Source organism: Planococcus kocurii (assembly GCF_001465835.2).
Lineage (GTDB): Bacteria > Bacillota > Bacilli > Bacillales_A > Planococcaceae > Planococcus > Planococcus kocurii.
On sequence record NZ_CP013661.2, the window covers coordinates 421,177 to 435,359 of the forward strand.

12 protein-coding genes are annotated in these 14,183 nt (G+C 40.1%); all 12 read right to left on the bottom strand.

The annotated features are described in order from the left end of the window. Positions 1–298: 298 nt before the first annotated feature. The 12 genes from AUO94_RS02135 to icd all read right to left on the bottom strand — a co-directional run bounded on the left by AUO94_RS02135 (position 299) and on the right by icd (position 14,138). Entirely contained in the window at positions 299–1,318 is a 1,020-nt protein-coding gene (locus AUO94_RS02135; RefSeq protein WP_058385712.1) for a glyceraldehyde-3-phosphate dehydrogenase, read from the bottom strand. Between the two features lie 102 nt (positions 1,319–1,420). Then, on the bottom strand, positions 1,421–2,026 hold the full coding sequence (gene coaE, locus AUO94_RS02140) for a dephospho-CoA kinase (RefSeq protein ID WP_058385713.1): 606 nt from the start codon (positions 2,024–2,026) through the stop codon (positions 1,421–1,423). A 9-nt stretch (positions 2,027–2,035) separates the two neighbouring features. Beyond that, a complete protein-coding gene (mutM, locus tag AUO94_RS02145) occupies positions 2,036–2,905 on the bottom strand; it encodes a bifunctional DNA-formamidopyrimidine glycosylase/DNA-(apurinic or apyrimidinic site) lyase (protein ID WP_058385714.1) in 870 nt (289 codons plus the stop codon). Between the two features lie 15 nt (positions 2,906–2,920). Next, positions 2,921–5,557: a DNA polymerase I gene (gene polA / locus AUO94_RS02150; RefSeq protein WP_058385715.1), complete on the bottom strand. Its 2,637-nt coding sequence runs from the start codon at positions 5,555–5,557 to the stop codon at positions 2,921–2,923. A gap of 67 nt (positions 5,558–5,624) precedes the next feature. Then, positions 5,625–6,596: a protease modulator HflC gene (hflC, locus tag AUO94_RS02155; RefSeq protein WP_058385716.1), complete on the bottom strand. Its 972-nt coding sequence runs from the start codon at positions 6,594–6,596 to the stop codon at positions 5,625–5,627. Then, positions 6,596–7,561 carry an FtsH protease activity modulator HflK gene (gene hflK / locus AUO94_RS02160; RefSeq protein WP_078080302.1) on the bottom strand — a complete coding sequence of 322 codons (966 nt, stop codon included), beginning with the start codon at positions 7,559–7,561 and terminating at the stop codon, positions 6,596–6,598. The genes hflC and hflK overlap by 1 nt, the downstream gene beginning before the upstream one ends. 171 nt (positions 7,562–7,732) lie before the next feature. Then, positions 7,733–8,950: a carboxylate--amine ligase gene (locus tag AUO94_RS02165; protein WP_058385717.1), complete on the bottom strand. Its 1,218-nt coding sequence runs from the start codon at positions 8,948–8,950 to the stop codon at positions 7,733–7,735. A 14-nt stretch (positions 8,951–8,964) separates the two neighbouring features. After that, positions 8,965–10,362, bottom strand: coding sequence for a two-component system histidine kinase PnpS (gene pnpS, locus AUO94_RS02170; RefSeq protein ID WP_058385718.1), 1,398 nt, complete (start codon positions 10,360–10,362; stop codon positions 8,965–8,967). Further along, positions 10,359–11,066, bottom strand: a complete 708-nt coding sequence (locus AUO94_RS02175; protein ID WP_058385719.1) for a response regulator transcription factor — start codon at positions 11,064–11,066, stop codon at positions 10,359–10,361. The genes pnpS and AUO94_RS02175 overlap by 4 nt, the downstream gene beginning before the upstream one ends. A 75-nt stretch (positions 11,067–11,141) precedes the next feature. Next, on the bottom strand, positions 11,142–11,588 hold the full coding sequence (locus tag AUO94_RS02180) for a MaoC/PaaZ C-terminal domain-containing protein (RefSeq protein WP_058385720.1): 447 nt from the start codon (positions 11,586–11,588) through the stop codon (positions 11,142–11,144). Positions 11,589–11,743: 155 nt separating this feature from the next. Next, positions 11,744–12,682 carry a malate dehydrogenase gene (gene mdh, locus AUO94_RS02185; protein WP_058385721.1) on the bottom strand — a complete coding sequence of 313 codons (939 nt, stop codon included), beginning with the start codon at positions 12,680–12,682 and terminating at the stop codon, positions 11,744–11,746. A gap of 187 nt (positions 12,683–12,869) precedes the next feature. Further along, positions 12,870–14,138: an NADP-dependent isocitrate dehydrogenase gene (gene icd / locus AUO94_RS02190; RefSeq protein ID WP_058385722.1), complete on the bottom strand. Its 1,269-nt coding sequence runs from the start codon at positions 14,136–14,138 to the stop codon at positions 12,870–12,872. Positions 14,139–14,183 lie beyond the last annotated feature (45 nt).

The following is a 14,183-nucleotide window of genomic DNA, read 5'->3' on the forward strand; positions in this document are numbered from 1 at the left end:
GATATCATTTTGGTTTTTGCGCAAAATATTCAAAGTTGACTACCACGGGGGAAAGTTAGTCCAAAGAGGTCCTAACCCTTTAAGCAGTCATGTGAATAAAAATCTTACGCTCCTAATTCCGAGTTACATGATGGAAATTCAGAAGTGGTAGCCATTTTTCAACTACGATTCATAGTATAAAACGTATTTATCGCAAATGCAATAATAATATCTTATTGATTCAGAATTTTTACGATCACATAGGCAGAGAAAAACCCTGTTTCTCTTTTAAAAAAACTAGAGAACAGGGCATTCAGGCTTATTTAGAAACAAGAACCATCGCATTGGCAACTTTTTTAGTCAAGTCGATTACACGTGCTGAATAGCCCCACTCGTTATCGTACCATGCCAAAACTTTTACTTTGCGATCGCCAATAACCATCGTCGATAATCCATCAACAATTGCCGAATCTGAATTGCTATTAAAATCAACAGAAACCAATGGTTCCATCGTCAAGCTCAAAATTCCTTCTAAGCTATTTTCAGAAGCTTCCTTGAAAGCTCTATTAACTTCTTCAATTGTCACTGCTGTGTTCAAGTCAACAACTAAATCGACTAAGGATACATTTGGAGTTGGCACTCGTAATGCCATACCATGAAGTTTCCCTTCCATCTCAGGCAACACCAATGATAGCGCTTTCGCAGCACCCGTAGAAGTTGGAATAATGGATTGTGCACAAGCACGCGCGCGCCGAAGATCTTTGTGCGGGTTATCTAAGTTCTGCTGGTCGTTTGTGTAAGAATGGATGGTCGTCATCAAGCCATTTTCAATTCCAAATGTATCATTCAGCACTTTTACAACAGGCGCTAGACAATTGGTCGTACAGCTAGCGTTGGAAATGATATCATGCTTATCAATGTCTAGTTTGTCATCATTAACTCCCATAACGATTGTGATATCTTCTTTTTTTCCAGGCGCTGTCAAAATCACTTTTTTAGCTCCTGCTTCTAAATGCAGCGCTGCTTTTTCACGTGAATTGAATTTCCCAGTTGCTTCGATAACGATATCAATGCCCATTTCTTTCCATGGCAAATTCAGTGGATCGCGCTCACTTACCAATTGAACCCGTTTTCCATTAACAATTAAAGCATCTTCTTCTGAAGATACGTCACCCGTAAAGGTACCGTGATTTGTGTCATACTTAATCAAATGCGCCAGGGTCTCAGCTGGATACGAAGCGTTGATTGCTGTTATTTTAACATCATCCATCAATATCGCCTGTCTGAAAACCATACGGCCAATACGGCCAAATCCGTTAATTGCAATAGAAACTGTCATGTAGGAATCCTCCGTTTGTAATTAAGTTATACTCATATTTTTAATTTCTTATATAGTATAACACAATCACCTATTTAGAGAACCTTTAAAATTACATATCTTTTATTCTTTTTCAAGGCTGGTTTGCCAATTTGCTAAAATTCGATTTAATTGGCTTTCCGTCTCGTTCAATGTACCGTTATTGTAGATAACCGCATCCGCTCCATCTTCTTTTACAGACATTGGCAGTTGTGAACTAATACGTGCTCGCGCCTCTTTTTCAGTAAAGTTGTTGCGTTCCACTAGCCGAGCAAATTGATTTTTTTCGGTAACACTGACCACTAAAATTTTATCGACCAAGTGCTGTAGGCGGCTCTCAAATAATAACGGAATATCCATGATGATGGTCTTGAATCCTTGCGCCAAAAAATCCTGCCGCTGCCGGAGCATTTCCTGACGAATTGCCGGATGAATAATATCGTTCAATATTTTGCGACTTGCCGGATCGTTAAAAATGATTTCGCCTAGTTTTGCACGGTCCATCGTTCCGTCTTCGCGCAGTATCTCATCGCCAAATGCTAAAGCGATTTGTCCTAAGGTGTCAGAACCTGGTTCTACTACTAACCGCGCTACAAGATCCGCATCAATAATCGGATAGCCTAAATTTTTTAACATTTCGGATACGGTACTTTTTCCACTGGCAATGCTACCTGTCAATCCAATGATCATTATTCATCCTCATTTCTGGCAAGTTGGGCAATATACAGATGCCCGACCTCCGATTTTCAGCGTCTTCGTCATCGTGCCACAAACCATACACTGTTTTTTTCCATACATACCAAAACGATCTTGCATGCTGCCTGATTCACCATTGATGTTGCGGTAATCCGAAATCGTACTTCCGCCTGCTTCTATGCTTTCTAGCAAAATAGCAACAATTGACTCAAATAGTTCTACTTTTCGTCTCCGACTAATGCGTCTAGCCGCTCGTTTGGGATGTATTTTCGTTTTAAAAAGGGCTTCTGTTGCATAAATGTTACCGCAGCCCGAAATAATTTGGCCGTCCATAATAAGTTCTTTGATTGCTTTGTTTTGATATTTAGCACTCTCAGCTATCGCCAAAAAATGTTCTCGTGCACCTGGCTCAAAAGGCTCCGGTGCCATCAGCAGTAAAGGAGGGAATTCTGCCTCTTCTTGCAATACCCTCATTTCCCCAAAACGACGAATATCCGAAAACGCTAGTAAGTTGCCATCGCTCAATGTCAAAATGACATGAACGTGTCGCCGGAATTTATCTTCCGGAATAGACTGAAGCTGGTCGACGTAAAACCAAGCTCCTGACATTCCCAAATGATTAACTAATAAAAATTCATGGTCTTTTCGCAATGTAAAGTAAATATATTTGCTGCGTCGCTCGACACGGACAATTTGCGCTCCTGTTAAGCTATCAACAAAACGGTCGGCTTCCATCCGCTTAATGATTGCTTCTTTGCCATTCGCTTTCGATAAGCGAATAATGTCCGATACCGTTACTGCCTCAATTTTTTTACCAATAGAAACAGGGCGGATCTGCCGAACGACACCTTCTACTTCTGGAAGTTCAGGCATATCGTTACCCTCCGATCATTTAGTATCGTACCAAGTTGCACCATTGGCGATGTCTACTTTTAACGGCACAATTAGTTTCACTGCATGTTCCATTACTTCAGGTACTAATTTCATCAGTTTCTCCAATTCTTCAGGTGGCGCTTCAAAGATTAATTCATCGTGTACTTGCAACAGCATACGTGTTTGCATCCCTTCACGCTCGAGTGCTGCATCCATATCAATCATCGCTTTTTTAATAATATCCGCTGCACTCCCTTGAATCGGCGTATTCATCGCTGTACGCTCTGCAAAGCTGCGCAAATTAAAGTTAGAACTCGTAATATCCGGTAAATAGCGTCTCCGGTTCATCAATGTCGTGACAAATCCATCACGCTTTGCGTCTGCCACAATCGTTGTCATATAACTTTTGACGCCAGGAAAACTTGTGAAATAACGTTCAATAAAGTCTGCTGCTTCTTTCCGTGGAATGCTTAAGTTTTGAGACAAACCATAATCACTAATGCCATAAACAATTCCGAAGTTAACGGCTTTAGCAGCTCTTCGCATATCGCCTGTCACTTGTTCTACAGGAACATGAAAAACATCGCTAGCCGTTGTTGTATGAATATCTCGGTCATCTTTAAAAGCTTGCACGAGACGCTCATCTTCCGACATATCTGCCAAGACACGCAATTCAATTTGTGAATAATCCGCTGCGACCATTACCCAGTCCGGCTCTGAAGGAATAAAGGCTTTCCTGATTTTCCGTCCTTCTTCAAGGCGCACCGGGATATTTTGCAAGTTCGGATTAGTTGAACTAAGTCGACCAGTTGTTGTAAGAGCCTGTTGGAACCGGGTGTGGACTTTGCCGTCTTCGTGTACTTCTTTTAGCAATCCTTCTATATAAGTGGATAATAGTTTGCCCAATTGACGATACATGAGAATATGCGAGATGATCTCGTGCTGCCCCTCTAGTTTTTCTAGAACATCTGCTGCTGTTGAGTAACCGGTTTTGGTTTTCTTTAAAGCTGGTAATCCAAGTTTTTCAAACAGGATGACACCTAATTGCTTAGGGGAATTGATATTAAATTCTTGTCCGGCCAGCCCATGTATATCCGATTCAATTTTTTCGAGTTTATGAGACAATTCCTTGCCCATTTCGGACAATTGATCGCGATCGACTTTGACGCCTAGTGACTCCATTTGACCTAAAACTGTCGCCAGTGGCAATTCTAATTTGTCGTATAAATCAAATTGCTCGTTTTCTTCGAGTTTTTCCATAACTAATGGCCGGACTTTCCAGATAGTGCGTGCTTTTCTAGCAATATGCTCGTTTAGAATCGTTTCTTCCGGCACTTTCTTTTTAGCACCTTTGCCGTAGATTTGTTCGTTTGTTGATACGTCTCTATAACCGTACTCTTGGACAATACTCGCCATATCCGTATAAGTTAACGACGGATTCACAATATAAGCACCTAGCATCAAGTCAAAATCGACACCTTTTAATTCAATGCCCATACGTAAAAATGCGGCAGTTGCTGCTTTTGAGTCTGCCATAAATTTCTTTTTCGATGGATCTTTAAACCACCTGTTGAATTCTTCTGATTGCTCAACAACTGTCATTGGAATTACATAGGTTTCTGTCTCCGTCGCTAAAGAAACACCAAGTAAATCACAGCTATGGTAATGTTCATCGTATAACTCTAGGTGAACAGCCATCTCGTCTTTTAATATAGCTGGGTCAATGGCAGTCAGTACCTCGAAGTGCAATTCCTCTTTAACTGTTTCTTCTGCTGTATATTCCATTTTTTCTAGTAAAGATTTAAATGCCAATTCCGTCCATACTTTTACCAATTCGTCTTGATTTGGTCCAGCATAACTCAATTCTTCAATGCTAATTTCAATGGGGGCATGTCGTTCTATGGTCGCCAGTTGCTTGCTGATATAAGCAAGATCTTCATTGGCGACTAGTTTTTCTTTCATCTTGCCTTTTTGCAAGTCAATTGCTTCATAGACACCTTCAACTGAACCGTGTGCTGCTAATAATTTTAGCGCTGTTTTTTCGCCGACACCTGGCACACCCGGAATATTATCCGATGCGTCGCCCATCAGACCTTTCATATCAATAATCTGATTGGGTGTCAGGCCGTATTTTTCTTTAATATGCTCGACTGTGTACTTTTCGATATCCGTGATCCCTTTTCGCGTGATAAAGACGGTCGTCGTTGATGATGCCAATTGCGTCATATCCTTATCTCCAGAAATAATCACAACTTCATCACCCGCTTGTTCTGCTTCAAGACTCAAAGTTCCGATAATATCGTCCGCTTCGTAATTGTTCAATTCATAGCGTTTAATGCCGTAAGCATCAATCACTTTTCTCAGATAAGGAAATTGTTCCGACAACTCAGGCGGCGTCTTTTGTCTCCCGCCTTTATACTCACTAAATGTCTTGTGACGGAAAGTCGTTTTGCCTGCATCAAACGCCACAATCATATGCGTTGGTTTTTCTTCTTCGATTATTTTTTGAAGCATCATCGTAAATCCATAGACAGCATTCGTGTGAATGCCATTTTCATTGGTCAATAGCGGCAAGGCGAAAAACGCACGATATGCCAAGCTATTGCCATCTAATAAAAGTATTTTCTTTGCCACAAAATTACCCCTCTCCATAAAAAAAAGCCATCATTCCCTCTATTTTACCACGCGGGCAAATAGAAGAGAAATAACGGCTCTAGCCTTATTCGAAATTACCGGATAAGATTTCTGCGTAAGGTGAATCAGATGGTAAAACGATGACGGTATCATCACCAATTGTTTTCTTATAAGATTCTAGTGAGCGATAAAGCTCATAGAATTCCGGATCTTTTGAGAACGATTCGTTATAAATTTTAGCAGCTGCGGATTCGCCTTCTGCTTGGATTAATGCGGCTTCTTTACGCGCTGTAGCAATTACTTCTTGTGCCTGTCGGTCAGCTTGCGCTTCCATTTCACGTTTTTTCGCATCTCCCTGAGATAAGTATTCTTGAGCCGTGGATTCACGCTCTGAAATCATCCGCGTATAAACAGACTGCTCATTTTCTTCAGGTAAATCTGTTCGTTTTATCCGAACATCCATCACTTGAATGCCGTATTGATCTTTGTTTAGCAATTCATTCACTTTCGCCGTGACAGCATCGTTCACACTGCCCCTAGAAGAGTTTTCATCATTAATGATTTCATCGTAATCTAACTGGCCCAGTTCTGTACGAACTACCGAGTAAATAAATTCTTCCATTCGGGATTCAGCGTTGACGATTGTCCCAGCATTTGAAATCAAGTCAAGTGGATTGACAACATGCCAAACTGCATAATTATCGATGATGATTCGTTTTTTGTCTTTCGTATTAATTTCCGCTTCTGAAACATCGTAAGTCATTTGATAGTTCGGCAAAGTCGTAACGCTTTGAATAAAGGGTATTTTCATGCGGATGCCTGGCTCTTCTTGAATTTTCACCACTTCACCAAATTGACGAACAACTCGGTATTCATTTTCTTTTACAATATACACATTCGTTAAGACCATTAACAAGAGAACAAATGCTACAACTAAACCGACAATCAATTTCCAGTATTTCTTGAAGTCAACCGGATCTCTCGGTTCTTTTTTCTTTTTTGGCCTATCATAAGGGTTGAATTTTTTCACTTCTCCTAAAGGTTTGTTTGGTTCCATTAGTCGCCACTCCCTTCTTCAGTTTCCGCAACCGGTGGGATAGTTGTCTGCAATCCTTCAAGTGGCAAGTATTTCATCGTTCCACCTTCATCGTTCATAATATACAATTTGGCGTTTGGCAAGACTGTTTCTAAGGTTTCCATAATAATCCGTTGCTTTGTAACTTCTGGATTGTTTTCGTATTCTTTATACAATTTATCAAATAATGCAACGTCTCCTGTTGCTTGTTGAATACGCGTTACTTTTTGACCTTCTGCACGTGAATTAATCGCAGCTTTTTCTCCTAAGGCTTCGTTACGTTTTTGGTTTTCGTATTTTTTGGCTTCGTTGATTTTCGTGTTCATCGTTTCTCTAGCATCTGTTACATTCGTAAATGCCGCGCGCACTTCTTCGTTCGGTAGTTCTACATCTTGGAGTTTGACAGCTAACACAGTTATGCCGATATCGTACTTCTCAATTAAAGAAGCAAGCAGATCGCGTGTGTCCGATTCAATTTCCGCTTTTCCGGATGTTAGTGCGTCATCAATCAGCGAGTTGCCGATAATTGAACGGATAGATGCAGATGTTGCATCATGCAAAATATCTTGAGGAGCTTCTGCATTAAATAGATATTTCTTAGGATCCGTGATTTTCCACTGAACAATTAAGTCCGTAAGAACGATGTTTTCATCTCCTGTAATCATCTTAGTTTCTTTGTCGAATGCCACAATTTCACCTTCGTCGTTTTGGTTGTAGCCGAATTTCAAGCTGTAAGTTTCTTTTGAAAGAATTTCTGCTTTTTGAATTGGCCATGGCATTTTAAAATGTAAGCCAGCTTCAGTATTCGTTTCATTGGCTACACCGAATGTAATAATGATTGCTTGTTCGGATTCATCTACCGTGTACCAAGAAGTAAAAATCGCAATCAGCAGAAGAATTCCCGTAATTGATAAACCAATCACCGCTAGTAGTTTTTTAGTTGTCATGATGGCCCCTCCTTTTTTCTTGTTACTGACTATACGGAATAATAGTGAAATAGTTTCAGAAAAATAGAAAAAGAGTCCGGGGGAAGGACTCTTTTTCAAATTATGCGGTTGAAGGGGGTTCTAGTAAACCTTACCATCCAAGTATGAAGCCAGTGTTAAGCTTCTGTAAATTTACCATTGATTGTTTTTATACTTTTTATAGTAATTCACTTGGCGTGCCAATAAATAAATTTTTCGTTTTAGATGCTTATCTTGTTTGTAAAATAACGGATTACCGTATTGGCCTTTTTTAATCAAGCGCTTAATGTCTTTTAGCACTGCTTTATTCGCGACAAAATTGCGCAAGACTGCTTTTGGTACGACTGTGAACAGGAAATCTTCATTTAAATACGTTATAGGCTTTTCAGTATGATAGATCAAATCATCCACAAAATACTCAGCCATATTATGCCCAAGTGCTGTGACGTAATAGCTAGAACGTCCTTGACGAATGTTCACCTCAAATACTTTAAATGTATTATCGCGCGAATCGTATTTTAAATCGAAATTTGCAAACCCGTTATAGCCGACTGCTTCAAGAAAATTTTGCAGTTTGACCATCACGTCTTTATCAAAGCGTGTGATCAATGCGGTGTAGTTTCCAATTGCCGTAACAGTATGTTCTTGTAACACTACTTGCGCAAAAGTAACGAGTTGTGTTTTGCCTTTCGAATTAGCGTAAATAACCGAATCCCACATAAATGTATCGTCTCCTGGAATATAGTCCTGGATGATCAATTCGTCGCGGTAACCACCAGTTTTAATTTGCTGGATGACGTTGTGCATTTCTTTTGGGCTTTCAACTTTATACACTTTCTGCTGGCCTTCAAACTTGTTTCTGCTGTATTCGATGCCGTTGCTTGGTTTAATAATAACTGGGAACATCATTTCTTCTTCAAACGGCTTGTTCGAATTGCAGCTATAAAAGAACGTTGTCGGTGTGTCAATACCATGCACTTTGCAAAGCTCATAGAAATTAGCTTTCACTTGCAGTTGGTTCATCAAATCTTCGTTGATGTAATTGAAAACATAATGCTCTCGCAAAATTTTAGCATTTTCAATAATCAAGCGCACATAAAGATCGTTAGTACCAATGAGCAAAAGTGTTTTACCAGGTGCTCTATACTTACGTGCAACTTCGATCAGAATGTTAGCAAACTGAGAATCATCCGCTAAACCTGAACGTATTTCAATCGTTTCCGTAATCGAACTTAGTGAAGTAAACGATAAATGTTCTTTACCGACTAAAATGGGCTTAATGCCATATGCCTCGTGAAATGAGATAGCCATATTATAAGCGTTCATGTCTGTACCGATAATAATCGGTAAAAATGGGTGTTTAGTTTCCATACGTTCCTCCTAAATTAGCTAGCTATTGGCAGGCAAATGGTAAATGTAGTTCCGACACCTACTGTGCTATCAACTTCCACTTGCCCATGATGTGCCTCGATTAAATGTTTAACAATAGACAGCCCGAGTCCGGTACCTCCTGAATTTCGACTGCGTGCTCGATCGACGCGATAAAAACGCTCAAACAATCGACTGATTTCAGAACTCTCGATTCCGATTCCTTGGTCTGCCACTTGAATAACGGCTTGATCTTCTTTCGTAAAAAGCCGAATGGTTATTTCAGTATAATTACTAGAGTATGTAACAGCATTAATTAAAAGGTTCATCATCACTTGGATTAAGCGATTTGGATCACCTAGTACTATTACTGGCTGAATTTCTAATTGTAATTGAATGGATTTTTCATTAATTTTAGGCTGAATCATTTCTATCGCTCTTTTAATGACAGCTTTCATATCAGTAGGTTGCGCATTTACTTCAAATCCACTTTGTTCTACGTTCGACAAATCAAGCAGATCATTAATCAGCATTTCCAATCGGTTGCTCTCAGTATGAACAATGTCTAAAAATGACAATAAAGTATCTGTGTCTTTGTAGGCCCCGTCCAGCAGTGTTTCTGAGAATCCTTTAATAGATGTGACAGGCGTACGAAGTTCATGAGAAACGTTGGCAACAAAGTCTTTACGAATCTGCTCCAATCTTTTCAACTCCGTAATATCTTGGAATACGATAACAATTCCTAACCAACGTTCGTGCTCCCCAATAACCGGTGCTCCATAAACGTTTAAATTCCTCTGTTTTGACCTCAATACAAATTCAATCTGAGCACGTGAATGTGTTTCCGTCATAAACACATTTTCGATAAAATTTTCCACCACATTAGGGACTTGTATTTCCTTATAAAACTTCCCCAATATCGCCTCAGGTTTTAAGTTGAATTCATCTAAAAAAGGCTTATTGACAAGCGAAACGGCACCTTGTCTATCAATCATGATCAGTGCGCTTCCCATGTTCTCAATTAACGTTTTTAGTCGTTCTTGTTCCATGACGCGCACAGCTGTAATTTCTTGAAGATTGCGGGCCAGAACATTAATCGTCCTACTCAATTCGACACTTTCTTGGGCATTGGATTCCGTTGCGCGCGCAAGATAATTGCCTTTGGCTAATTCCAAAGCAGTCTCAGTCGCATTTTCAACCGGTTTAATGTTTACATTAATCACGCGGTTACCAACTATGGCTGACAGTAGCAACGCGCTCAAAAATGTCAAAAACAAAATCAGCCAAATATCGGACTTGTTCTCAGCACCTTCATAAATCGGCAGTAGTTGGAGTACGACAATAAACAAACCAGCCAACATCATTCCGATCCATACGAGCAAAGTGCCTAGTAGACGACGACGAAACGATTTCATATGTTTTTCGGCTCCTCGAACTTATAGCCCAGTCCCCGAATTGTTTTAATAAACGTAGGTTTTCTACTGTTTTCTTCTATTTTATCGCGCAAATGGCTAATATGAACATCCACAATACGTGTATCTCCTGCGAAATCATATTTCCATACAGCGCTAAGCAACTGATCACGTGTTAAAACCCGATTTTTGTTTTCCATCAAATACACAAGCAGTTCAAACTCTTTTGGAGTAAATTCCAATTGTTTTTCACTAAGAAAAACTTCAAAACGATCAGGATAAACAGCTAATTCACCGAGTGAAATAGGTACCGAAGAATCTTGCTGTGCAGTGGGAACGTTACTGGCTCTTCTCAGTACTGCCTTAATGCGCGCTACAACTTCTCTTGGGCTAAACGGTTTGGTCATATAATCATCCGCCCCTAGCTCCAGGCCAAGAACTTTGTCAAACTCATCGCCTTTAGCCGTCAACATAATTATCGGTGTATTAATTTTTTGTTGACGCAAGGATTTACACACTTCGACACCGTCCATTGATGGCAACATCAAATCCAACACAATTAATGATGGACTTTCGCTAAGTGCCAAGTCAAATCCTTGTTTGCCATCATTGGCAATAATCGTCTCAAAACCCGCTTGAACCAAATTATAAGAAAGCAATGTCGCAATTGAATGTTCGTCTTCAATGATTAATATTTTTTTCATCATTTTACATCCTCCACACTCAGTTTGAAACCCCCATCTCAAACCGCATTAAACATAATTCGTTGCATGAGCCGTCAGTTATTCCACTATTCGCGGCGGGTTAGCAGCAAGTTGTCCTGCCACTACAATTTCACCGTCTTCATTGATTCCTTCAACCCGAACAACTACCTTATTATGCTCGATATCCACTTCGACAACTTCCAAGTTAAAATCGATCGTTGCGTAATGATGAACAGGTTTTAAGAATTCCAACTGTTGACTGACAATATAAGAGCCAGGACCCGGTATGTATTTTGATACCGCAGAAGTAAGAATACCCGTCAACATAATATTCGGCACGACAGGTTTTTCAAAACTAGTCTGTAAAGCGAAATCATGTTGGATATATAGCGGGTTGCTGTCATTTGTCAAACCCAAATACAAGAGAAGATCTTTGTCTTCAATTTTCTCTGTCAGCTTTAAGTTCTCACCAATCTTGATATCTTCTACTCGCCGGCCTAATTTCCGCTTTTTCCCAAGCAACAAACAACATCCCTCCATTTTCTTAATATCTCTATAGTATCAATTTAGTCAATGAAAGCGCAAGCGACGAAAGAGACAGGAAGAGTAACGTTTATGAATAGCTTGTTCAAGAAAATAATAAATGAGCAGGGAATTCTCCCTACCCATCATCTATTACATCATGTTAATACCTTCATAACAGCTTTCACTGAATCTGCTGATTGATTTAACAAAGCTTTTTCTTCTTCATTTAAATCGATTTCGATGATTTTCTCAATACCTGCTGCACCTAAAATGGTCGGCACCCCTAGATAAATTCCATCCATTCCGTACTCACCTTCTAAATAAGCAATGGTCGGTAGAATTCGACGCTGGTCTTTAATAATCGCTTCAGCCATCTCTACTAGTGAAGCTGCAGGGGCATAATAAGCTGAGCCATTTCCCAAGAGATTGACAATTTCTGCTCCACCTTTACGTGTACGTGCAACAATTTCATCCAAGCGCTCTTTAGAAATTAACGTTTCTAATGGGATACCGCCTGCATAAGAATAGCGAACCAGTGGCACCATGTCATCGCCGTGTCCACCTAGCACAAATCCTGTAATATCTTTAACCGACACATCGAGTTCCTCAGCAACAAACGTTCTAAAACGAGCAGAGTCTAATACCCCTGATTGTCCAATCACGCGTTCTTTTGGTAAACCAGATGCCTGAAAAACCGTGTAAGTCATGGCATCAACTGGATTAGTTAAAACAATAATTGTCGTTTCCGGAGAGTATTTCACAATATCTGCTGTTACAGCTTTCATTACTTTTTGATTGGTTTGAACCAAATCATCGCGGCTCATCCCAGGCTTACGTGCAATTCCTGCCGTGATAATGACTAAATCAGAGTCTTTTGTGTCTTCGTAATTAGAGGTACCTTTGATGCGCGCGTCAAAACCAAGAACAGGACCTGCTTCAGCCATATCCAAAGCCTTGCCTTTTGCTGGGTCTTCCATTGGTGGAACATCGACTAACACCACATCGCCTAATTCCTTTTGGGCTAGTAAGAACGCTGCAGTAGCTCCGGTAAATCCAGAACCAATTACTGAAATTTTTGTGCGCTTGAATGTCATGAAATATCTCTCCTTTTACAAAATTAGTTTTCTTGTTGTCTCTCCTTGAGTACCCCTAAAATTCACTCTTCTCTTTTGTCGCCTACATTGCCGGGACACTTCAGTTCTAACATAACACATCCCATCAAAACCTAATAATAATGGGCATAAAAAAAAGAGAGGGATTCCCTCTCTTTTGATTTTAGGCTTATAAGTTTTTGATTAATTCATCAGCAAACTCAGAGCATTTCACTTCTGTAGCGCCGTCCATTAGACGTGCAAAGTCGTAAGTTACAACTTTAGAAGCAATTGTTTTCTCCATAGAGTTTGTGATCATTTTAGCAGCTTCAGTCCATCCTAAATGTTCAAGCATTAATACGCCTGAAAGGATAACAGATGAAGGGTTTACCTTATCAAGACCAGCATATTTAGGAGCTGTTCCGTGAGTTGCTTCAAAAATCGCATGTCCAGTATCGTAGTTGATGTTCGCTCCAGGAGCAATACCAATTCCGCCTACTTGAGCAGCCAAAGCATCAGAAACGTAATCTCCGTTTAAGTTCATTGTTGCAACAACATCGAACTCGCTTGGACGTGTAAGGATTTGTTGCAAGAAGATGTCAGCGATTGAATCTTTAACAAGAATTTTACCTGAAGCAAGTGCTTCTTCTTGTGCTTTGTTCGCAGCGTCTGTCCCTTTTTCGTCTTTAATTGCATCGTATTCGTTCCATGTAAATACTTTGTCGCCGAATTCTTGCTCAGCCACTTCATAGCCCCAGTTTTTGAAAGCTCCTTCAGTGAACTTCATGATGTTCCCTTTATGAACAAGTGTCAATGATTCGCGGCCTTCAGTAATTGCGTAATTGATTGCAGCACGAACTAAACGTTTTGTTCCTTCTTCTGAGATTGGTTTAATACCAATACCTGAAGATTCCGGGAAACGGATGTTTTTAACGCCCATTTCGTCTTGTAGGAATGCAATCAATTTTTTCACTTCATCCGAACCGTTAGCATATTCAATACCAGCATAGATATCTTCAGTGTTTTCACGGAAAATAACCATGTCAGTATCTTCTGGGCGTTTAACCGGTGAAGGTACACCTTCGAAATAACGAACTGGACGTAGGCATGTGTAAAGATCCAATTCTTGGCGAAGTGCCACGTTCAATGAACGGATACCGCCACCGATTGGCGTAGTCAAAGGTCCTTTGATTGCGATTAGGTATTCGCGGATTACGTCAAGAGTTTCTTCTGGAAGCCATTCGCCTGTTTGGTCAAATGCTTTTTGTCCAGCAAGAACTTCTTTCCAAACAATTGATTTTTCGCCGTTATATGCTTTTGTAACTGCTTGTTCTAAAACACGCGATGCTGCATGCCAGATGTCTGGTCCTGTTCCATCACCAATAATATAAGGAATTACCGCATTGTTAGGTACGTTCAAAACACCGTTTTCTACTGAGATTTTTTCGCCGTTAGTCATGTTAAATTTCCTCCTGTAGTCAAAGTCATAGGGCTGCACAGAGTG